This window comes from Tsukamurella pseudospumae (genome assembly GCF_001575195.1).
Classification (GTDB): Bacteria; Actinomycetota; Actinomycetes; order Mycobacteriales; family Mycobacteriaceae; genus Tsukamurella; species Tsukamurella pseudospumae.
This window is the reverse complement of record NZ_LSRF01000001.1, coordinates 243326-264911: the sequence shown is the minus strand read 5'-3', so window position 1 is coordinate 264911 and position 21586 is coordinate 243326. Positions and strand designations below refer to the sequence as shown.

Genomic DNA, 21586 nt, shown 5'->3' with positions numbered 1-21586 from the left:
AGTCGTGCACGCGGCTAACGGTTCTCGGACGCGCGCGCCGCATCTGCCACAGGACGAGCGGCGTGCTGCGCTGATCGCTGCGACGCGGGACGCGCTGCTCCAGCACGGCGCCGTTCCCACCACCAGGCAGATCGCGCAGCAGGCCGGTGTCGCGGAGGGAACGATCTTCCGCGTCTTCGAGTCCAAGGAGGCCCTCCTGGACGCGGTCGTGCGCGAGTCCTTCGTGACGGGGGACCTGTTCGACCGGATCGACGCGATCGATCCGGGACTTCCGTTGCGTGAGCGGCTGTATCTGTTCGTCGAGCTCCTGCAGGGCCGATTCCAGCAGATCTTCGGACTGATGGCCGCGCTCGGCATGGTCTCGCCGCCCCACGTGCAGGACGAGGGCTCGCGGCGTCGGGCGCAGGAGGAGGGGCCCGCGCTGGTCGAGCGTCTGGCAGGGGTGATCGGTGACGACGCCGACCAGCTCAGCGTCGCGCCGCACGAGGCGATCCATCTGCTGCGACTGCTCACCTTCTCCGGCAGTCACCCGCACATCAGCCACGGGCACGTGCTCTCGCCCCGCAGCATCGTCGACGTCCTGCTCGACGGAATCTCAGCCACCCCAGCCCCCGCCGCCGGAAGGACCACTCCGTGACCCTGATCCGCCTCATCGCCGCGCACCTGCGGCCCTACCGGCCCTGGCTCCTGGCGGTGGCCGTGTTCCAACTCGTCAGCGTCATCGCGAACCTGGTGCTGCCCAGCATCAACGCCAAGATCATCGACCTCGGAGTCACGCCCGGCGACACCGGCTACATCTGGCGCATGGGCGCGATCATGCTGGGCATCACGCTGATCCAGATGATCGCGGCGGGCGGCGCCACGTACTTCGCGGCCCGCAGCTCCATGGCCTTCGGCCGGGACACCCGCCGCTCGCTCTTCGGTGCGGTCAGCCGGTTCTCGGGCCGAGAGGTGTCGAAATTCGGTGCGGCGTCACTGATCACGCGCACCACCAACGACGTCCAGCAGGTGCAGCTGTTGGTGCTGATGTCGCTGTCGATGATGATCCAGGCGCCCTTCATGGCGGTCGGCGGCGTCTTCATGGCCATCCGCGAGGAGGCCGGCCTGGCCTGGCTGATGGTCGTGGCCGTGCCGGTGCTCGGCGCCGTTCTGGGCGTGGTGATCGCCAAGATGATCCCCGGCTTCAGGCTCGTCCAGACCCGGCTCGATGCCGTGAACCGTGTTCTCCGGGAACAGCTCACGGGTGTCCGGGTGATCCGGGCCTTCGTCCGTGAGCCCGTCGAGCGCGACCGGTTCGACGGTGCCAACACCTCCCTCACGGACGCCTCGGTGCGGGTGATGCGGCTGATGGCGATCATGTTCCCGTGGGTCATGCTGGTGCTCAACCTCTCCACGGTCGCGGTCTGGTGGTTCGGCGCGCATCTCATCGCCGACGGTTCCGCGCAGATCGGCTCCGTCACCGCCTACATGCAGTACATGATGCAGATCCTCATGTCGGTGATGATGGCCACGTTCATGGTGATGATGGTGCCGCGCGCCTCGGTCGCCGCGGATCGCATCACCGACGTGCTGTCCACGCCGCCCACCGTCGCGCCGCCCGAGCATCCGGATCCCCTGCGAGCGATCACGGGCACCGTCGAACTCGACAAGGTCACGATGTGCTACCCGGGCGCGGCGGTCCCCGTGCTCCGCGACGTGGATCTGACGGCGCGGCCGGGGGAGACGGTGGCGATCATCGGCTCGACGGGCTCCGGGAAGACCACCCTGATCAACCTGCTGGCGCGGCTGTTCGACGCCACCGGCGGCGCGGTCCGCTACGACGGCGTGGACGTCCGCGAACTGCGGTCGGACGCGCTGTGGGGCCACGTCGGCCTCGTGCCGCAGCGTTCGTACCTGTTCAGCGGCACCGTCGCCTCGAACCTGCGGTTCGGCAACCCCGACGCGACCGACGACGAGCTCGCGGAGGCGTTGCGGATCGCGCAGGCCGCCGACTTCGTCGCGGAGCTCGGCGGTCTCGACGCACCGATCGCGCAGGGCGGCACCAATGTCTCGGGCGGGCAGCGCCAGCGGCTCGCGATCGCCCGCGCGCTCGTCGCGAAGCCGGCGATCTACCTGTTCGACGACAGCTTCTCGGCGCTCGACCTCACGACCGACGCGAAGCTGCGCGCGGCCCTGCGGCCCTACACCCGCGACGCGACCGTCTTCATCGTGGCGCAACGCATCTCGACCATCGCGGGCGCGGATCAGATCATCGTTCTCGAGGACGGCGCGGTCGTCGGTCACGGCACCCACGCCGAGCTCCTCGAGACCTGCCCGACCTATCAGGAGATAGCGGGCAGCCAGGCGACGGCGGGGAGTGCGGCATGACACGACCGGGAGGGCGGACGGCGGCCGCCGCGATGGCGGGGGCGCCCAATCAGAAGGCCATGACCTTCTGGCCGTCGCTCAAGCGGCTGCTGGGAAGGATGCGCGAACAGCGGGCCGCGATGACGGCGGCGATCGTGCTCTCGGTCGGCTCGGTCACCGCCGCCGTGCTCGCGCCCAAGGTGGTCGGCACGGCCGTCGATGCCATCTACGACGGCTTCCGCTCGCAGCTGCGGCACGGTCCGGGCATCGACTTCCACCGCGTGGGAACGATCCTGACCTGGGTGATCGTGCTGTTCGTGGCGAGCGCGGCACTGCAGTACGTGCAGGGCTACCTCCTCAACGGGGCCGTGCAACGGGTCATGTACTCGCTGCGCCGCGAGGTGGAGGAGAAGCTGAACCGGCTGCCGCTCAGCTACTTCGACAAGCAACCCCGCGGTGAGCTGCTCTCGCGGGTGACCAACGACATCGACAACCTCGGTCAGTCGTTGACCCAGGCCCTCAGCCAACTGATCGTCTCCGCGTTCACGGTGATCGGCGTGCTCGTCATGATGCTCGTCGTCTCGCCGCTGCTGACGGCCGTCGCGGTCGTCGTGATCCCGCTGATCGTGGTCTTCGCGGGCCAGATCATGAAGCGCAGCCAGAAGCACTTCGTGGCGCAGTGGAAGTCCACGGGCTCGCTCAACGCCCAGGTGGAGGAGGCCTTCACCGGACACGACCTGGTCACCGTCTACGGCCGCGGCGGCGCGTTGGAGGAGCGCTTCGCCGCCGAGAACGACGCCCTGATGCACGCGAGCTACCGGGCGCAGTTCCTCTCCGGCCTCGTGATGCCGATCAGCATGTTCGTCGGCAACCTGCAGTACGTGGCCGTGTGCGTGGTCGGCGGCCTGCGGGTCGCGGGCGGCGGGATGAGCCTCGGCGATGTCATCGCGTTCATCCAGTACTCCCGGCAGTTCACCCAGCCGGTCACGCAGATGGCGTCGATGGTCAACATGCTCCAGTCCGGCGTCGCCTCCGCCGAGCGGGTCTTCTCGATCCTCGACGCGGAGGAGCAGGTCGCCGACCGTCCGGGCACGCTGCCGGAGCCCACGCGCGGCCGCGTCGCCTTCGAGGACGTCTCCTTCGGCTACAAACCCGGCGAGCCGCTCATCGAGGGGATGAACCTCGTCGCCGAGCCCGGGCGGACCGTCGCGATCGTCGGGCACACGGGCGCCGGCAAGACGACCCTGGTCAACCTGATCATGCGGTTCTACGAGCTCAGCGGCGGGCGGATCACGATCGACGGCGTCGACATCGCCGAGGTGGAGCGGGCCGACCTGCGCCGCAGGATGGGCATGGTGCTGCAGGACACCTGGCTGTTCGAGGGCACCATCATGGACAACATCCGGTACGGGCGTCTCGATGCGACCGACGAGGAGGTGTACGAGGCCGCGCGGGCCACCTTCGTCGACCGGTTCGCCCACTCCCTGCCGGACGGGTATCGGACGGTGCTCGACGACGAGTCCGGCAGCGTCTCCGCGGGCGAGCGGCAGCTGATCACCATCGCCCGTGCCTTCCTCGCGGAGCCGGCGATCCTGATCCTCGACGAGGCGACCAGCTCCGTCGACACCCGCACCGAGGTGCTGCTGCAGCAGGCCATGCACGCCCTCCGGGCGGACCGGACCAGCTTCGTCATCGCGCACCGGCTCTCGACCATTCGCGACGCGGACGTCATCGTCGTGATGGATCACGGGCGCATCGTCGAGCAGGGCTCGCACGAGGAGCTCCTCGCCGCCGGCGGGCACTACGCCGATCTGTACCGGGCGCAGTTCGAGGGCGTCGAGATCTGACGCGCCGGTCCGCGAACAGGTCGTTGCCAAGGTTGTTGCAAGTGCGCGCGTTAGGCTGGTGACCGAGAAGAACGGACGATGAGGGACAGAAGCGGCGGACATGAGCGATGAACTCGCACCCGGGACGGTGATCGGCGGCTACCGGATCGAGCGGCGCCTCGGCTCCGGTGGCATGGGGTCCGTCTACCTGGCCAAGCATCCCGAGCTGCCGCGCTACGACGCGCTCAAGGTCCTGGGCGCGGGCTACTCGGGCGACGATGCCTTCCGCAAGCGCTTCCTCCGGGAGGCCGAGCTCGCGGCGCGGCTCGATCACCCCAACGTGGTCACCATCTACAACCGCGGCACCGAGGGCTCGCGCCTGTGGATCGCGATGCAGTACGTCGAGGGCGACGACTGCTCCGTGCTGCTCAAGCGCACCCCGACGGGCCTGCCGCCCGCGGTCGCGGTGGAGATCGTCGGCCAGATCGGGCGCGGGCTGGACCGGGCGCACCGCGCCGGGCTCCTGCACCGCGACATCAAGCCGGCCAACATCCTGGTCACCGCCGCGGACGACGACGGCGACGACGGGGACGAACGCCGCGCACTGCTCACCGACTTCGGCGTGGCCAAGGGCGGCGAGGACACCTCGCAGCTGACCGCGGTCGGCACGGTCCTCGCGACGCTGGCCTACGCCTCGCCCGAGCAGCTGTGCGGCGAGGAGCTGGATCCGCGGTCGGATCAGTACTCGCTGGCCGCCACCTTCTTCCACCTGGTCACGGGCAAGGTCCCGTACACCGGTGCCAGCACCGACGCGGTGATCGACGCGCACTTCAACGCCCCACCCCCGCGGATCTCGCAGATCCGCGACGGGGTGCCGCCCGCGGTCGACGCCGTGGTCGCCCGCGGCCTCGCGAAGACTCCCGCCGAGCGGTTCGCGACGTGCAAGGAGTTCGCGAACGCGCTGAAGTCCGCGATGGCGGCCCCGATCGCGCGTCCCGCGCCGCGGCAGGTCCCCCGGCCCGCGCCCGGATACGTCCCGGGCCCCGGTCACCCGTCGGGCCCGCAGCAGCCCGCGACCGCGGGGCGCCAGTCCCTGCCGGTGCAGCGCACCGTCGCCCCCGGGATCCGGGGGCAGGCGAACCGGCCGAGCTACCCGATGGCGCGGCCGCAGCAGTCCGCGCCGCCGCAGCCGTTGTACGGCGCGGGCGCGCCCTCCGGGGCCGTGCCCCGCCCGTCGGCGCCCCGCCCGCCCGTCGGACGCGAACAGCCCGCGAAGGCCCCGGCGCAGGGTGTGATGTCGCCCGGCGTGCTGGTGCTCGTGGGAGTGGCGGTAGTGGCGTTGCTGGTGTTGATCCTGGTCATCGTCCTCGCCTCGTGATCCGTCCGGACCTGTCGGAGGGACGGCCTACACTGCGTAATGACAGCGATGAGATTCTCCACCGGAGGTGAGTAGCCCATGACGTCCGCCGCCGGCTCGTTCGTCCATCTGCACAACCACACCGAGTACTCGATGCTCGACGGCGCGGCCAAGGTCGACCCGCTGTTCGCGGAGGCCCAGCGGCTGGGCATGACGGCGGTCGGCATGTCCGACCACGGGAACATGTTCGGTGCGTCGGACTTCTACAACACGGCGCGCAAGTACGACATCAAGCCGATCATCGGCATCGAGGCGTACATCGCGCCGGAGTCGCGGTTCAACACCAAGCGCGTCAAGTGGGGCGATCCGTCGCAGAAGGGCGACGACGTCTCGGGCTCGGGCGCGTACACCCACATGACGATGGTCGCGGAGAACGCCACCGGCCTGCGCAACCTGTTCAAGCTGAGCTCGCTCGCGTCGATCGAGGGCCAGCTGGGCAAGTGGTCCCGGATGGACGCGGAGATCATCGCCGAGCACGCGTCGGGCATCATCGCCACGACGGGCTGCCCGTCGGGCGAGGTGCAGACCCGCCTGCGGCTCGGGCACGAGCGGGAGGCGTTGGAGGCCGCCGCGAAGTGGCAGGAGATCTTCGGCAAGGAGAACTTCTACCTCGAGCTCATGGACCACGGCATCGACATCGAGCGCCGGGTCCGCGAGGGGCTGCTGAACATCGGCCGGCAGCTGGGCATCAAGCCCCTGGCCACCAACGACTGCCATTACGTCACGAAGGACAAGGCCGACTCGCACGGCGCGTTGCTGTGCATCCAGACCGGCAAGACCCTGTCCGACCCCACCCGGTTCCAGTTCGACGGTGACGGCTACTACCTCAAGTCCGCCGAGGAGATGCGCGAGTTGTGGGACTCGCAGGTCCCGGGCGCCTGCGACTCGACGGTGGAGATCGGGGAGCGGGTCCAGTCCTACGAGGAGGTGTGGGAGCACAAGGACCGCATGCCGCGGTTCCCGGTGCCCGAGAACCACACGCAGGAGTCCTTCCTCGAGTCGGAGGTCATGGACGGGCTGAACCGTCGATTTCCCGACGGTCCGCCGGCGGACTACGTCGAGCGCGCGAAGTACGAGCTGTCGGTCATCAACGAGATGGGCTTTCCGGCGTACTTCCTCGTCGTCGGCGACCTGATCGCGCATGCGCACGAGGTCGGCATCCGCGTCGGCCCGGGACGTGGTTCGGCCGCCGGCTCGCTGGTGGCGTGGGCGCTGGGCATCACGAACATCGACCCGATCCCGCACGGCCTGCTGTTCGAACGGTTCCTCAACCCCGAGCGCGTGTCGATGCCCGATATCGACATCGACTTCGATGATCGTCGCCGCGGCGAGATGATCACCTACGCCTCGGAGAAGTGGGGCTCGGACAAGGTGGCGCAGGTCATCACGTTCGGCACCATCAAGACCAAGGCCGCCATCAAGGACTCGGCCCGCGTCATCTACGGCCAGCCCGGCTACTCGATCGCCGACCGCATCACCAAGGCGCTGCCGCCGCCCATCATGGCCAAGGACATCTCGGTCAAGGGCATCACCGATCCCGGTCACGAGCGGTACAAGGAGGCCGTCGAGGTCCGCCAATTGATCGAGACGGATCCGGACGTCAAGAAGATCTACGACATGGCGCTCGGCCTCGAGGGCCTGATCCGCAACGCTGGCGTGCACGCCTGCGCGGTGATCATGTCCTGCGATCCGCTCACCGACGCGATCCCCGTGTGGAAGCGCGCGCAGGACGGCGCGATCATCACCGGCTGGGACTACCCGTCCTGCGAGGCCATCGGCCTGCTGAAGATGGACTTCCTGGGCCTGCGCAACCTCACCGTGATCGGTGACGCGCTGGGCAACATCAAGCACAACCGCGGCATCGACCTCGACATGGACGAGCTGCCACTCGACGACGAGACCACCTATGAGCTGCTGCAGAAGGGCAACACGCTCGGCGTCTTCCAGCTCGACGGCGGGCCCATGCGGGATCTGCTGCGCCGCATGCAGCCCACCAAGTTCGAGGACATCGTCGCCGTGGGCGCCCTGTACCGCCCCGGCCCGATGGGCATGAACGCGCACAACGACTACGCGGATCGCAAGAACGGCCGGCAGCAGGTCAAGCCGATCCACCCGGAGCTCGAGGAGCCGCTCAAGGAGATCCTGGCGGACACGTTCGGCCTGATCGTGTACCAGGAGCAGATCATGCACATCGCGCAGAAGGTCGCCGGGTACAGCCTCGGCCAGGCCGACATCCTGCGCCGCGCGATGGGTAAGAAGAAGAAAGAGGTCCTCGACGAGGCCTACGGCGGGTTCCAGCAGGGCATGCTCGACAACGGCTTCTCGCAGGCCGCGATCACCGCCCTCTGGGAGACGGTCCTGCCCTTCGCCGGCTACGCGTTCAACAAGTCGCACGCCGCCGCGTACGGCCTGGTCTCGTACTGGACCGCCTACCTCAAAGCGAACTACCAGGCCGAGTACATGGCCGCCCTGCTCACCTCCGTCGGTGACGACAAGGACAAGGCCGCCATCTACCTCGGCGACTGCCGCCGCCTGGGGATCACCGTGCTCCCGCCGGACGTCAACGAGTCCTTCCACGCGTTCACCTCGGTCGGTGAGGACATCCGCTTCGGCATGGGCTCTGTCCGCAACGTGGGTGAGGGCGTGGTCGCCTCGATCGTCCGGACGCGGGAGGAGAAGGGCGCCTACACCTCCTTCTCCGACTACCTCGCCAAGATCGAGGTCGCGGCGTGCTCCAAGAAGGTCACCGAATCCCTCATCAAGGCGGGCGGTTTCGACTCGCTGGACCATCCCCGCAAGGGCCTGCTCCTGGTGCACGCCGACGCGATCGAGTCGGTGCTCTCCACGAAGAAGGCCGAGGCCGTTGGCCAGTTCGACCTGTTCGGGTCGATGGGGGAGGACGACGGTGCCGCCGGCCCCATCGACGACGTCTTCACCATCAAGGTTCCCGACGAGGAGTGGGAGGGCAAGCACAAGCTCGCCCTCGAACGCGAGATGCTGGGCCTGTACGTGTCCGCGCACCCGCTCGACGGTGTCGAGCACGTGATCGGCGCGCAGACCGACACCGCGATCCCCGCGATCGTCGAGGGTGACGTCAAGGACGGGACCCAGGTCACCGTCGGCGGGATCCTGCAGTCCGTGAACCGGCGCGTGAACAAGAACGGCGCCCCGTTCGCGTCCGCCCAGATCGAGGATCTCTCCGGCGGTATCGAGGTGTTCTTCTTCCCGCAGGCGTACGCGGCCTACGGCGCGGAGGTCGTCGAGGACGCGGTGGTGCTGATCAAGGCCCGCGTGAACTTCCGCGACGACAAGGTCACGCTCATCGCGAACGACATCGCGCCGATCGACCTGTCCCAGATCGGTGTCGCCAAGCCGCTCTCGCTGACGATGCAGACCAGGGTGTGCACGCAGGACAAGGTCTCCGCGCTCAAGCAGGTCCTGCAGCGTCACCCCGGCGTCTCGGACGTGCACGTCAAGCTCGTCAGTGGTGACGGCGAGGGGCAGAGCACCACGCTCAGGCTGGCCGACACGCTGCGCGTGAACCCGTCGTCGTCGCTCATGGGTGACCTGAAGGCGCTGCTGGGCCCCCACTGCCTCACCTGACGCGCGTCACACCTCGGCTCCGGCGCCGAAGATCCGGTGGAACAGGTCCTCCCCGTGGCTGGTCGCCATGGGCGGGCCCGGCAGCACCCGGAAGGTGCGGTCGCCGGAGGCGAGCCGCTCGGCGCGCAGGAACGCGTGCCGCGGGTCGTCGGCGTCCGCGAGCCCCCGCGACAGCTCGTACATGTGCGTCACGTAGACGACGGTGACCCCGCAGTCGCGCAGTGCCTCGACGATCTGCCGCGCGAGGGCGGCTCCCTCACGCTCGTTCGTCGAGGCGAGCGACTCGTTGCACAGCAGGAGCGCCCCGGGGCGGATGACATCGGCGATGGCACTCATCCGGGACAGTTCCTCCTCCAGCCGACCGGCGGTGTCGCCACCGCCGTGCTCCTCGCCGCCGAAATGGGTCAGAACCTGCGGGTGGACGGGGCCACGGTACTCGCGCGCGCAGACCGGCATGCCGCAGCGGAGCATGAGCTGCGCCGTGCCGATGCCGCGCAGGAGCGTGGTCTTCCCGCCGTGATTGGCGCCGGTGATCACGGTGACGGACGCGCCCTCGGTGTCGATGTCGTTGCCCACGACCGGGTCTTGCTGCTGCAGGGCCAGCACCGGGTGGTAGAGACCGCGGCACACCGGACCGCGCGGCTCCGGTTCGGGAATACACCACGGCACCCCGCGGTCGTCGAACGCGGCGAGGAGATTCATCACCGCCCGGTAGAAGCCGAGTTCGTCGGCGATGGTCCGGAAGTAGGCGGCGACGTGCTCCGCCGCCTGTGCCACGGCGTCCGCCGCGGTTCGGATGCCACGGCCCGTGAGCACGGTCAGGGACTCGGCAGCGCCGGGGTCGTCGAGATCTAGATCGATCCACCCGTCCCTTGCCCGCAGCAGGCGGCGGCCGGCGCGGTCCGGACGGCGCAGGACGTGGTGCGTGCCGTGCGCGCCGGGTCCCAACCGCACGCTGATCAACTCGCCCTTCGCGAACCGCAGCTCCCTCAGGTGCGCCCGCACCGACGCCAGGTACTCGTCGCCGAGTTCGGTCGCGATGCAGGTGAAGAACTCGTCGAAGCCCGCCGAGGAGAACCTGCCGCGATGGTGGTCGGCCGCCGCCCGCAGCTCGGTGAAGGCGTCGAGGAACATCTCCAGCACGTCCAGTGACCGGTACAGCACCTTGTCCGGGGTCGCGCGCGTGAACAGCCCGAAGTAGTTGTGCTGCTCCCGCTCCACCGCGTTCGTTGCGATCCGGCGCAGGTCGTCGACCGCGTCGGGGGCCGCCAGGCAGTCCCGCAACACAGCGTGCCGGTGCCGAATGTCCTCGTCGGACGCGACATCGGCGAGCAGCATCGCCTCCGCGACGCGGTACAGCCCGTCGTCGCCGTCGGCCAGGACGGGCAACAGGCGGTCGAGGCCGAGGTTCCGGCGCAGCTCCTCGGACCGAGCGGGCAGGGGCGGATGCGCGTGGAGGTCGCGGTCGCGGTAGAGCAGGCGGGTCCTCATGATGTGATCCTTCGGCGCAGAGTGTCCTCGTCGAGACCGTGCCGACGAGCCATGGCCTCCGCGTGCGCGAGCCCCTGCGGCCGGCCGCGGCGCACCCGGAAGGTGCGTGTCGACGGATCGGCGGGGATGTCCGCCGTCATGCTCACGACGCCGGCACCGAGCTCGGCGATCTCGTCGACGAAGGTGACGTAGACGCTCCGCGCGCCGGTCTCGACCAGACCGCGGACGACGGCGGATCCGAGACGGATCCCGTCTGCGAGGGAGGTCGAGGAGAAGGTCTCGTTCATCACGACGACGCTGCGGCGGGTCGCCGCGGCGAGGATCTCGCGCATCCCACTGATGTCCGCCTCGAGCCGGCCGCGCCGGTCGTCGGCGGATTCGGGTCGCTCGAACTGGGTGAACATCGCGTCGAAGAGGCCGATCTCGGCGGCCGTGCCGGGTATGGGCAGGCCGAGTGCCGTCAGGTGGTGGATTTGACCGAACGCCCGGGCCAGCGCCGTCTTGCCGCCGTGGTTGGGGCCCGTGACCACCGCCACGTGCTCGTCCGCGCGCAGCAGGAGGTCGTTGCCGACGACGGGTGCCCCGCGGCGCTGCAGGTCGATCGCCATCGCGAGGTCGAAGGTGTCTCGCACGTCGAGCACTGGATCGTCGACGATCGTGGGGAGCGTGAACGGCAGTCCCGCGGCTTCCAGCTGTCCGACGAAGTCCAGATAACCCAGGTACCAACGGATCTCGAGGTCGGCCCGGATCACGGTCGGGTCGCCGTATTCGTCGTGGCGCGCTCGGAAGCGCGCGAGCGCTTCGAAGGCATCCGGGTACAGAGCGGTCACGGCGCCGAGGACGGCGGCCTCGGCACCGTCGAGGCCGGGGCGCACGGGGACGTCCTCGGCGCGGCGGGTGGAGCCGTCGACCCGGAACCGGGCGAACACGGCCGCGACCTCGGTGCCGTAGTCCGGTTCCCCGTGGTAGCGCCCCACTCGGACGTCGGACTTCTTGATCCGGACGGTGTACTCGACCCCGTCCATCTGCGCTGCGGCATCTTCCGCGTCGTCCGATAGCGCCCGGTGACCGGGCGATTTGGCGAGCGCGTCGAGGTGGCCGCGCAGGTCGCGCACTGCAGCGGGCGCGTCCACGACGGCGGCGAGCGTGCTCCGGAGTCCGGCGACGGCGGTCAGGTAGAGGCGCGCTCCGTCGAGGAACCAGGCATCGCGCTCGGGGCGGAGCCGCAGCCGCTCGGCGTTCGACCGAGCCGCGCGCATCGTGGCCATCCCCGCGCAGAACCGGCGCACGCCGGCACCGAGATCGGCGTCCCGGCGCAGAGCTCTGCACAGGTCCTGCCTGTATCGCGCGGCCGCGGACGTCGGCGCCGGGGCGCGGAACAGGGGCGCGATGGCGGGGTCCTGCGCCGCGACCTCCCGGACGATGCGGTCCAGCCCCAGGTCGGCGAAGTGATCGGGGGCGCGGTCGGGTGCGGCGGCGGACGCGCCCAAGAGGGAAGGAGTACTCACGACGCACCTCCGCTCTCGCCCGTGTCGTCACGGCCGGACCGGCGGGTGGTGTCGGCGGCGCCCCTGTGGTCCGCCGGTTCTTCGACGGTACGTCCGCAGTGCCGGACCCGGCAAGGCCTGCGTCGGACGATCGCGTCCCGCCGTCAGAGGCCCGCGCGCTCCATCTCCTGGTCCCACGCCTCGACGAGGTCCTGACCGGTGAGGCCGGTCGCCTCGAGGGCGGCGCGCCGCCGACGCATCGCGGGCTTGGCGGGTTCGTACCGCTGCAACCACGCCTCCTTCTCCGCGCGCCAGTACCCGATCACGCTCATCGCGGAGTTGGGCAGGCCGCGGTCGTGCCGCAGGTGTTTGCGGATCGCACGGGTCGCCGACGTCTCCGCGGCCGCCCAGACGTACGCGCCGCCGCCCGGCATCGTGAGATCTCGCACCGCGTCGGGCAGGCCCGACGGTGCCCGACCCATCCCGCTGCCCGTCAGCCACGTGGTCGTGAGGTCCGCCGCCGACGGGAGTTCCTGGACGTCGTCCTCCGATGCGACCTCGATGACCGCGTGTGCCCGGACGTGCACGGGGAGCTCCTCGACGATGCGCCCGATCGCGGGAAGCGCGGTCGCGTCACCGATCAGGAAAACGGAGGCGGCGTCGGGCGGGCGCCGGTACCAGCCCCCGGCTTCGGACAGTCCGACGATGTCGCCCGGCTGGGCCCGCGTCGCCCAGTCGGACGCGAAGCCGCCCTCGTGCACGACGAAGTCCACATCGAGCGTCCCGTTGCCGACCCGGCGGACCGTGTAGCTGCGCTGTTCGGGTTCGGCGCAGCCGTCGAAGTGCCAGGCGCCACCGGCGATCCGCGGGCGAGGGGGAGTCCGCTGTCCCGGGCAGGGAAAGGCGATGGTGAGGCGTTCGTCGGGGTCGCCGCTACTGATCCATCGGTCGAGCTCGGAGCCGCCGAAGCGCACGCGCATCATGTTGGGCGTCACGCGTCCGGCCGCAACGACCTCCGCCTGGTAGTACCCCTCGAATCGGGCCATCGGGACGCGTCTCCTTTCAGCGCAGCGACTGCGCAGCCGCTGCCAGGTCGTCGACCAGCGCGGACGCGGTCAGCACGAGGCCGTTGTTGTACTGCGGGTTCAGCTTCGCCACGCGTCCGGCCTGGACCGCGGGCAGCGTGCGCCAGGTCTGGACGTCGGCGATGGATCCGTCGGTGTCCTGGTGGAGGATGAGGTCTGCGCCCGCGAGTACGTCGAGGTTCTCGAGGCTGGCCTCGAAGGAACCCTTCGCCGGGTCGACCTGCCGGTCGCCGAACATCACGTCCATCCCGATCTCGCGGCCGATCGCCGTGCCGAATGTCTGCGCCCACACGAGGACCGTGCCGCGGGCCTTGCTACCGGTCGTCGTGACCATCGCGATCCGCTTCCCCGCGAGCACCGCGGCCAGGTCCCGCTTCGTCGTCGCGACCTTCGCGTCGTAGTCGGCCACGTACCGATGCGCGTTCGCCGTGCGGCCGACGGCGGCGAGCTGGGCGTTCATGTCCTCACGCCACTGCGGGCGGTTCACCTCGACGGCCAGGATCGCGGTGGCGCCGGACAGTTGGGCGTTGTTGTACCAGTCGCCGCGGTAGGCGTTGGCGCGCATCACCACCAGGTCGGGCGCGTGGACCAGGACCTCCTCGGCCTTCGGACGAGCGCCGGCCGCCGGAGAAAGGACCGCCACGTCGTCCCCCAGCTTGCCGGCGAACTGGCCCGACGGTCGCTTCCCCTGGGCGTAGGCGTTCGCGGTGGCCATCACCGGGTAGCCCGCGAGGAGAGCGAACTCCAGGTCACCGCGGCCCTCCATGACCACGACGCGCTTGGGCTCGCGGGGAACGGTGAAATCCAGACCAAGGTAGCCGACGTCGACCGTCTCCGCGGCCGGCGCCGACGCGTCCCGGCTCCCACAGGCAGCTGCCCCGACCGCGACGAGGGCGCCCGCGCCCGCGAGGCGCAGGAAGGAGCGACGGGTGTGCGGAGGTGCGGGCACGACGACTCCCAGGATGCGGACCGGTTTGGTTAGGCGATCCTAATGGTCCGGGAGATCGGCGCGCAAGGCGCCGGGTGCGTCTATCGCTGGGAATGGACCGCGCGCGCGACCCACCAGACGACCACGCCGACGGCGGCCGACGCGAGGACGGCCGGGGTGAACGACGCCGCGCCGGTGACCAGCGTGAGCATGAGCCCGAAGGCGAGAACGACCAGCGCCGCGACCAGGGCCTCGGCCTTGTGGCGGGGCCATGCGATGCCGAACACGTCGACGGTGCCCCGCTGCGCGCTGGCGCGGCTGGCGGAAGTCGAGGATACGGCGACGGTGGTCATGCTCTTCATCATAGCCTGTGACTGAGATTTCGGCTACCCGAACTCACGGTCCGGCGGGTCGATCTGGGATGATGGACCGCGTGTTGCGCTGGATAACCGCTGGAGAATCGCACGGCCCCGCCCTCGTGGCCCTCGTGGAGGGCATGGTCGCGGGCGTCGAGGTCACATCGTCGGACATCGCCGCCCAGTTGGCGCGGCGTCGACTGGGCTACGGCCGTGGTGCACGCATGAAGTTCGAGGCCGACAAGGTGACCATCCTCGGCGGCGTCCGGCACGGCCTGACGCAGGCGGGCCCCGTCGCCATCGAGATCGGCAACACCGAATGGCCCAAGTGGGAGCAGGTCATGTCGGCCGACCCTGTCGACCAGGAGCTGCTGGACGGCATGGCGCGCAACGCGCCGCTCACGCGTCCGCGCCCCGGCCACGCCGACTACTCGGGCATGCTCAAGTTCGGCTTCGAGGACGCGCGCCCGGTGCTCGAGCGCGCGAGCGCCCGCGAGACGGCGGCCCGGGTCGCCGCTGGCACCGTCGCCCGCAACTTCCTGCGCCAGGCCCTCGGGGCCGAGGTGATCAGCCACGTCATCTCGATCGGTGCGTCGGAGCCCTACGTCGGGCCCACCCCGTCGGCGGCCGACCTGGAGCGGATCGACGCCTCGCCCGTGCGCGCCTTCGACGAGGCCGCTGAGCAGTCGATGATCACCGAGATCGAGGCGGCCAAGAAGGACGGTGACACCCTTGGCGGTGTCGTCGAGGTCGTCGTCACCGGGCTTCCGGTCGGCATCGGCTCGGTCGCGTCGGGGGAGAGCCGCCTGGACGCGCGGCTCGCGTTCGCGCTCATGGGGATCCAGGCGATCAAGGGCGTCGAGGTCGGCGACGGCTTCGAGACGGCCCGCCGCCGCGGCAGCGAGGCCCACGACGAGATGCTGCCGGACCGCGGCGGCGTGCTGCGCTCGACGAACCGCGCGGGCGGCGTCGAGGGCGGTATGACCAACGGCGAGGAGCTGCGCGTGCGCGTGGCGATGAAGCCGATCTCCACGGTGCCCCGCGCCCTGCGCACGATCGACATGCAGACCGGCACCGAGGCCGTCGCGATCCACCAGCGCAGTGATGTCTGCGCGGTGCCCGCGGCGGGCGTGGTGGCTGAGGCCATGGTCGCGCTCGTGGTCGCGCAAGCGGCTCTCGAGAAGTTCGGCGGCGACTCGCTGGGCGAGACCCGCAGCAACATCGAGCGGTACTCCGAGCAGGTGGCGGCGCGGTTGCAGCGGGTGACGCCCGAGGCGATCTGATGGCCGGCGCGCCCGGTCGCGAGCCGGGCCCCGCAGCCATCCTGATCGGCCCTCCGGGAGCCGGCAAGACCACGATCGGCCGGCGCCTCGCGCGCGCGCTGCGCGTCGACTTCCTCGACGTCGACGAGGAGATCGAGCGCCGCCAGAGTCGGTCGATCCCCGAGATCTTCGCGGGCGACGGCGAGCCGGCGTTCCGCGCGATCGAGGAGGAGGTCGTGGCCGATGTCGTGACCCATCACGCGGGTGTCGTCTCCCTGGGCGGCGGCGCGGTGCTCTCCGAGACCACGCGGACGCTGCTGCGCAGCTATCAGGTCGTGTACCTCGAGCTGACCGAGGAGGAGGGGATCCGGCGCACCGTCAGCCCCGCGGCGTCGAACCGTCCCCTGCTCAAGGGTGCCGACCCCGAGGCGGCGTACCGCGCCCTGATGGCCCGGCGCGCCCCGATCTACCGCGAACTCGCGACGATCCGCGTCTCCACGGTGGGGCGCGCACCGTCGTCCGTCGTCCGGCAGGTGCAGCGGCGCCTGAAGGACACCGCCCCCGGGCGGGAACGCCGCGGCCCCTGGCCGAAGCTGCCCGCCGTCCTGCGCACGTCCGCCAAGAATCGATCGGAGTAGTAGATGAGCGAGAACCCGGTGAAGGTCCGCGTCGACGCGGGCAGCCCCTACGACGTGGTGATCGGTCGCGGGCTGCTCGACGAGACCGTCGCGGCCGCCGGTGAGGCGACCAAGGCCGCGATCTTCTACCAGCCCACGCTCGCCGAGACCGCCGAGGCCCTGCGGCAGGCGCTGGCGGACAAGGGGATCGACGCGCACCGCGTCGAGATCCCCGACGCCGAGGCCGGCAAGGAGCTGCAGGTCGCCGGGTTCTGCTGGGAGGTGCTCGGCCGCATCGGCCTGAGCCGCCAGGACGTGATCTACAGCCTGGGCGGCGGCGCCGCGACCGATGTCACGGGTTTCGTGGCCGCCACGTGGATGCGGGGCGTCCCGGTCGTGCACATCCCGACCACTCTGCTCGCGATGGTCGACGCGGCGGTCGGCGGCAAGACCGGCATCAACACCGACGCCGGCAAGAACCTCGTGGGTTCCTTCCACGAGCCGCGCTCCGTCATCGTCGACCTCGTCACGCTGGAGACGGTGCCGCGCAACGAGATCGTGGCCGGCATGGCCGAGGTGATCAAGACCGGCTTCATCGCCGACCCGGTGATCCTCGAGCTCATCGAGAAGGACCCGGAGGCCGCGCTCGACCCCACCGGCGAGGTCCTTCCCGAGCTGGTGCGCCGCTCCATCGAGGTCAAGGCCAAGGTCGTCTCCGCCGATCTCAAGGAGTCGTCGCTGCGGGAGATCCTCAACTACGGCCATACCCTGGCGCACGCGGTCGAGCGTCGCGAGCGCTACCGCTGGCGCCACGGCGCCGCCGTGTCGGTCGGCCTCATCTACGCCGCCGAGCTCGGCCGCCTCGCCGGGCGCCTCGACGACGAGACCGCGGACCGGCACCGTCGGGTCCTGGAGTCCGTGGGCCTGCCCACGTCCTACGACGCCGACGCCTTCGGACAACTCCTGGAGTACATGGGCAAGGACAAGAAGAACCGCGCGGGCATGCTCCGGTTCGTCGTGCTCGACGGGCTGGCCCGCCCGGGCCGGCTCGAAGCGCCGGACCCGTCGCTCCTCGTCGCCGCCTACTCGGCCGTCGCCAAGGAGGGCACCCAGCCGAGCGGCTCGATCCTGCTCTGAGACGTCAGAGCCCCAGCGTCTCGACGGTCCGCCCGACCGTGTAGTCGAACAGCGCGTCCGCGGGCTCGAGGGTGTTCGCGAACTGCCCGAACAGCTCGAAGCTCACGGCGCCGAACAGCTGCGTCCAGGCGATGACGCCGAGGGCGAGCTGGGCGGGGTCGCCGCCGGGGGCGACCGCTTCGGCGACGGCGCGCAGCTGTCCGTCGAGCACGCCCGACGGTGCCGGTGCCACGCCGTGCCCGGTCGCCGCGATCCGGGCGAAGGTGCCGGAAATCCGTATCGCCGCGGCGGTCGTCTCCGGCGGAGCGTGGTAGCCGGGCACGGGGGAGCCGTAGAGCAGGGTGTACTCGTGCGGATGGTCCAGCGCCCACCGGCGGACGGCGCGGGCCGCGGCGATCCAGCGGTCGCGCGGCTCCGCAGCGACCGAGTCGGCGGCCACCACCGCGTCGCCGAGGGCCTCGTAGGCCTCGGTGATGAGCGTGGTGAGCAACGCGTCGCGGCTCGGGAAGTACCGGTACACGGCCGACGAGGCGAGTCCCAGGTCGCGCGCCACGGCGCGCAGCGAGAGCGCCGCGGCGCCCACCTGGCGCAGCTGCTCCCGCGCGCTGCGGGTGATCTCGGCGGTCAGTTCGGCGCGGGCGCGCTCGCGTGCGGTCAGGGAGGCGTTCACTCCTCGATCATTGCACTGATCAGAAACGAGAGCACTGCTCTTGACAATGTGGAGTCGGTGGCGGAGCATCGATCGCATACAAGAGCAGTGCTCACAACTGGAGGATCTCATGACCACACCCGCCGCCACCGTCCGTCCCGGCCGGACCGCCACCGCGTTCAACAACACCGTCGCCTGGCTCGCCCGCCGCGGCGTGTCGATCTACGGCAGTAGGGAACTCGCCGTCCGTGGGCGGAAGTCGGGCGAGTGGCGGACGGTGCCCGTCAACGTCCTCGCCGTCGACGGCGCCGAGTACCTCGTCGCGGCGCGTGGACTCACGCAGTGGGTGCGCAACATGCGCGTCGCCGGCGCGGGCGAACTGCGGCTCGGGCGCACCGTCGAACCCGTCACCGCGACCGAGGTGCTCGACCCGGCCGCCAAGGTCCCGGTGCTGCGCGCCTACCTGCGCACGTGGGCCTGGGAGGTCGGCGCGTTCTTCCCCGGCCTGAGCGCCGACAGCACCGACGACGAGCTCGCCGCGGCCGCGGACCGCTACCCGGTCTTCGCGATCCGGCGCGCCTGACGCGACCTGCCGACCGGGCGGCGCGGCGGTACCGTCGGACGGGTGAAGGCGACGAGGACCATCGATCAGGACACCGGCGAGCTCGAGGTGCACACCGGTGTCGCCGGTCGCTCCGCGCGGCTCGGGCATCGTCTGGTGCTCGCGGCCCGCGCCTGGCAGGCGGTGGTGCAGCTCGACGGTGAGCGTCCGGTCGCGCTCGCCGTGACCGTCCGTGCCGGGTCGCTCGAGGTGGCCTCCGGCGAGGGCGGTCTCACGCCGCTCAGCGCCCCGGAGCGCGCCGTCGCCACGGCGAACGCGCACCGCTCGCTGCAGGTGAAGAAGTACCCGACGATCGACGTCGCGTCGGACTCGATCGAAGAGTCCGAGAACGGCTTCCGCGTGGCGGGAACGCTCACGATCTGCGGCGTCGCGCGGCCCTGCGAGTTCGCGCTCGAGTACGAGGACGGTTCGCCCGCACCGACGCTCGCCGTCGCGGTCCCCGTGCGCCAGACCGACTTCGGGATCAAGCCCTTCTCCCTGATGATGGGCACCCTGCAGGTGGCCGACGAGGTCACGGTGATCGCGCGCGCGACGGTGTGACCGCGCGCCCTCCGCGATACCGTGGGAGGCATGCCGCAGACACCCACCGACCACGCCCGCCGGCGCCACACCCTCCGCGCCGCGCTGGCGAGCCACGAACCCGCCCTCGACGCGGTTCTGGTCACCAACCTCGACAACGTGCACTACCTCGCCGGCTTTACCGGCTCCAACGGAGCCCTGCTGGTCACCGCCGACGGCGAGGGTGACGCCATCGCCACCGACGGCAGGTACCTGACCCAGGTCAAGGAGCAGTCCGGCGACCTGCGCGCCCTCATCGAACGCGATGTCGCGAAGGTGCTGCTCGACGACGCCGGCCGGCAGGGGTACCGCACCGTCGGGTTCGAGGCCACGGCGCTGAGCTACGCCGACCACGCGCGTCTCTCCGGCGAGGACGCCCCGGCCCTGGTGCCCACGACCCGGCTCGTCGAGAAGCTCCGCGAGGTCAAGGACGACGGCGAGATCGAGCTCCTGCGCCGTGCCTGCGCGATCAGCGACCAGGCGCTCGCGGCCCTCGTCGAGGATGGAGCGATCCGCCCCGGCGCCACCGAGCGGGAGGTCGCTCGTCGGCTCGAGAACCTCATGTTCGAGTTCGGCGCCGAGGCCGTCGCGTTCGAGACCATCGTGGCGGCGGGCGCCAACTCCGCGATCCCGCACCACCGCCCGACCGACGCCGTGCTGGCGTCGGGCGACCTCGTCAAGATCGACTTCGGCGCCCGGTACGCCGGTTACCACGCCGACGAGACGCGGACCTTCGTGCTCGGCGAGCCCGCGGATTGGCAACGCGAGATCTACGACGTGGTGGCGCGGGCTCAGGCGGCGGGTCGGGCCGCGCTGGTACCGGGTGCGGACGTGCGCGACATCGATGCCGCGGCACGGTCGGTCATCGAGGCCGCGGGGTACGGCGAGCAGTTCCTGCACGGCCTCGGCCACGGCGTCGGAGTGGAGATCCACGAAGCCCCGACGCTGGGCAAACTCGGCAGCGGTACACTGTCCGACGGTGCTGTGGTCACCGTGGAGCCGGGTGTGTACCTCCCGGGCCGCGGTGGAGTCCGCATCGAGGACACCCTTGTGGTCCGTGCGGACGGGCCGGAATTGCTGACCCGCACCACCAAGGACTTGATCGCACTCTAGGAGAATTGACACCCGTGGCATCGACTGCTGATTTCAAGAACGGACTGGTCCTCAACCAGGAGGGCCAGCTCTGGCAGATCATCGAGTTCCAGCACGTCAAGCCGGGCAAGGGGCCCGCCTTCGTACGTACGAAGCTCAAGAACGTGGTCTCCGGCAAGACGGTCGACAAGACCTTCAACGCCGGCGTCAAGGTCGAGGTCGCCACCGTCGATCGCCGTGACTTCAGCTACCTGTACCACGACGGCACCGACTACGTGTTCATGGACGCCGAGACCTACGACCAGATCAACCTGGACGAGGGCAAGGTCGGCGATAGCGCGAAGTTCCTGCTGGAGAACATGCAGGTCCAGATCTCGATGCACGAGGGTGAGGCGCTGTTCGTCGAGCTGCCGCTGTCGGCCGAGTTCGTCGTTCAGCACACCGACCCGGGCCTGCAGGGCGACCGCTCCACCGGCGGCACCAAGCCCGCCACGCTGGAGACCGGCGCCGAGATCAATGTCCCGCTGTTCATCAACACCGGCGACAAGCTCAAGGTCGACACCCGTGACGGCGGCTACCTGGGGCGCGTGAACTCCTAAGTGCCCGAGCAGTCTGACAACACCCGCTCCACCAAGGGCCCGAAGAAGTCCGGTGCCCGCCACCGCGCGCGCAAACGCGCCGTCGACCTGCTGTTCGAGGCGGAGGCGCGCGGCGTCACAGATCTCGACGGTCTGCTCGCCGAGCGCCGGCAGCTCGCCGCGGACGACGCCGCGGTCGCCCCGGTGTCCGACTACACCGCGACGCTGGTGACCGGCGTGGGGGTGGACGGCGACCAGATCGATTCGGTGATCACCTCGCACCTGACCGGCTGGACCCTGACGCGCCTCCCGGCGGTGGACCGCGCCATCATGCGCATCGCCGTGTGGGAGCTGTTCAACGCCGTCGACGTGCCCCCGGCCGTCGTCGTCGACGAGGCGGTCGAGCTCGCGAAGGAGCTGTCGACCGACGAGTCGCCCACCTACCTCAACGGCGTGCTCGGCAAGGTCGCCACGCTCGCGCCGCAGGTGCGATCCGCCGCCGCGGCCCAGCCCGCCGACCGCTCGGAGTAGT

19 protein-coding genes are annotated in these 21586 nt (G+C 70.4%); 13 read left to right on the top strand and 6 right to left on the bottom strand.

Annotated elements, in window-relative coordinates:
- Nucleotides 1-4 precede the first annotated feature (4 nt).
- The 5 genes from AXK60_RS01180 to dnaE all read left to right on the top strand — a co-directional run bounded on the left by AXK60_RS01180 (nucleotide 5) and on the right by dnaE (nucleotide 9192).
- Nucleotides 5-637, top strand: a complete 633-nt coding sequence (locus AXK60_RS01180) for a TetR/AcrR family transcriptional regulator (RefSeq protein ID WP_068569162.1) — start codon at nucleotides 5-7, stop codon at nucleotides 635-637.
- Nucleotides 634-2367 carry an ABC transporter ATP-binding protein gene (locus AXK60_RS01175; protein ID WP_244880996.1) on the top strand — a complete coding sequence of 578 codons (1734 nt, stop codon included), beginning with the start codon at nucleotides 634-636 and terminating at the stop codon, nucleotides 2365-2367. Before AXK60_RS01180 ends, AXK60_RS01175 begins: the two co-directional genes overlap by 4 nt.
- Nucleotides 2364-4193: an ABC transporter ATP-binding protein gene (locus tag AXK60_RS01170; RefSeq protein WP_068569161.1), complete on the top strand. Its 1830-nt coding sequence runs from the start codon at nucleotides 2364-2366 to the stop codon at nucleotides 4191-4193. The genes AXK60_RS01175 and AXK60_RS01170 overlap by 4 nt, the downstream gene beginning before the upstream one ends.
- Nucleotides 4194-4293: 100 nt before the next feature.
- On the top strand, nucleotides 4294-5550 hold the full coding sequence (locus AXK60_RS01165; RefSeq protein ID WP_068569160.1) for a serine/threonine-protein kinase: 1257 nt from the start codon (nucleotides 4294-4296) through the stop codon (nucleotides 5548-5550).
- Nucleotides 5551-5628: 78 nt separating this feature from the next.
- Nucleotides 5629-9192 carry a DNA polymerase III subunit alpha gene (dnaE, locus tag AXK60_RS01160; protein ID WP_068569159.1) on the top strand — a complete coding sequence of 1188 codons (3564 nt, stop codon included), beginning with the start codon at nucleotides 5629-5631 and terminating at the stop codon, nucleotides 9190-9192.
- Nucleotides 9193-9198: 6 nt separating this feature from the next.
- On the opposite strand, the gene AXK60_RS01155 is transcribed toward dnaE, so the two are convergent.
- The 5 genes from AXK60_RS01155 to AXK60_RS01135 all read right to left on the bottom strand — a co-directional run bounded on the left by AXK60_RS01155 (nucleotide 9199) and on the right by AXK60_RS01135 (nucleotide 14536).
- Nucleotides 9199-10683 carry a MutS-related protein gene (locus tag AXK60_RS01155; RefSeq protein ID WP_068569158.1) on the bottom strand — a complete coding sequence of 495 codons (1485 nt, stop codon included), beginning with the start codon at nucleotides 10681-10683 and terminating at the stop codon, nucleotides 9199-9201.
- Nucleotides 10680-12191, bottom strand: a complete 1512-nt coding sequence (locus AXK60_RS01150; RefSeq protein ID WP_068982465.1) for a MutS-related protein — start codon at nucleotides 12189-12191, stop codon at nucleotides 10680-10682. The genes AXK60_RS01155 and AXK60_RS01150 overlap by 4 nt, the downstream gene beginning before the upstream one ends.
- A 143-nt stretch (nucleotides 12192-12334) precedes the next feature.
- Nucleotides 12335-13216 carry a siderophore-interacting protein gene (locus AXK60_RS01145; RefSeq protein ID WP_068569156.1) on the bottom strand — a complete coding sequence of 294 codons (882 nt, stop codon included), beginning with the start codon at nucleotides 13214-13216 and terminating at the stop codon, nucleotides 12335-12337.
- A gap of 16 nt (nucleotides 13217-13232) precedes the next feature.
- Nucleotides 13233-14204 carry an ABC transporter substrate-binding protein gene (locus tag AXK60_RS01140; protein ID WP_068569155.1) on the bottom strand — a complete coding sequence of 324 codons (972 nt, stop codon included), beginning with the start codon at nucleotides 14202-14204 and terminating at the stop codon, nucleotides 13233-13235.
- Nucleotides 14205-14284: 80 nt separating this feature from the next.
- A complete protein-coding gene (locus AXK60_RS01135; RefSeq protein ID WP_068569880.1) occupies nucleotides 14285-14536 on the bottom strand; it encodes a hypothetical protein in 252 nt (83 codons plus the stop codon).
- An 80-nt stretch (nucleotides 14537-14616) separates the two neighbouring features.
- Here AXK60_RS01135 and aroC point away from each other — a divergent pair, with 80 nt between their 5' ends.
- Genes aroC through aroB form a run of 3 tightly spaced genes read left to right on the top strand, consistent with a single transcriptional unit; the run spans nucleotide 14617 to nucleotide 17555 of the window.
- A complete protein-coding gene (gene aroC, locus AXK60_RS01130) occupies nucleotides 14617-15822 on the top strand; it encodes a chorismate synthase (protein ID WP_068569879.1) in 1206 nt (401 codons plus the stop codon).
- Nucleotides 15822-16439 carry a shikimate kinase gene (locus AXK60_RS01125; protein ID WP_068569154.1) on the top strand — a complete coding sequence of 206 codons (618 nt, stop codon included), beginning with the start codon at nucleotides 15822-15824 and terminating at the stop codon, nucleotides 16437-16439. The genes aroC and AXK60_RS01125 overlap by 1 nt, the downstream gene beginning before the upstream one ends.
- A gap of 3 nt (nucleotides 16440-16442) precedes the next feature.
- Complete coding sequence (gene aroB / locus AXK60_RS01120; RefSeq protein ID WP_068569153.1) at nucleotides 16443-17555, top strand: 3-dehydroquinate synthase; 1113 nt, start codon at nucleotides 16443-16445, stop codon at nucleotides 17553-17555.
- 4 nt (nucleotides 17556-17559) lie between these two features.
- Here aroB and AXK60_RS01115 read toward each other — a convergent pair whose 3' ends face one another.
- On the bottom strand, nucleotides 17560-18225 hold the full coding sequence (locus tag AXK60_RS01115; protein ID WP_068569152.1) for a TetR/AcrR family transcriptional regulator: 666 nt from the start codon (nucleotides 18223-18225) through the stop codon (nucleotides 17560-17562).
- A gap of 109 nt (nucleotides 18226-18334) precedes the next feature.
- Here AXK60_RS01115 and AXK60_RS01110 point away from each other — a divergent pair, with 109 nt between their 5' ends.
- Genes AXK60_RS01110 through nusB form a run of 5 tightly spaced genes read left to right on the top strand, consistent with a single transcriptional unit; the run spans nucleotide 18335 to nucleotide 21585 of the window.
- Nucleotides 18335-18787: a nitroreductase/quinone reductase family protein gene (locus tag AXK60_RS01110; RefSeq protein WP_068569151.1), complete on the top strand. Its 453-nt coding sequence runs from the start codon at nucleotides 18335-18337 to the stop codon at nucleotides 18785-18787.
- A 42-nt stretch (nucleotides 18788-18829) separates the two neighbouring features.
- Nucleotides 18830-19366 (top strand): YceI family protein, encoded by a 537-nt coding sequence (locus tag AXK60_RS01105; RefSeq protein ID WP_068569150.1) that lies wholly within the window; start codon nucleotides 18830-18832, stop codon nucleotides 19364-19366.
- 30 nt (nucleotides 19367-19396) lie between these two features.
- Nucleotides 19397-20497 (top strand): M24 family metallopeptidase, encoded by a 1101-nt coding sequence (locus tag AXK60_RS01100; RefSeq protein ID WP_068569149.1) that lies wholly within the window; start codon nucleotides 19397-19399, stop codon nucleotides 20495-20497.
- 14 nt (nucleotides 20498-20511) lie between these two features.
- Nucleotides 20512-21075 carry an elongation factor P gene (gene efp, locus AXK60_RS01095; protein WP_068569148.1) on the top strand — a complete coding sequence of 188 codons (564 nt, stop codon included), beginning with the start codon at nucleotides 20512-20514 and terminating at the stop codon, nucleotides 21073-21075.
- Nucleotides 21076-21585, top strand: a complete 510-nt coding sequence (gene nusB / locus AXK60_RS01090) for a transcription antitermination factor NusB (RefSeq protein ID WP_068569147.1) — start codon at nucleotides 21076-21078, stop codon at nucleotides 21583-21585.
- The last annotated feature ends 1 nt before the right edge of the window (nucleotide 21586 follow it).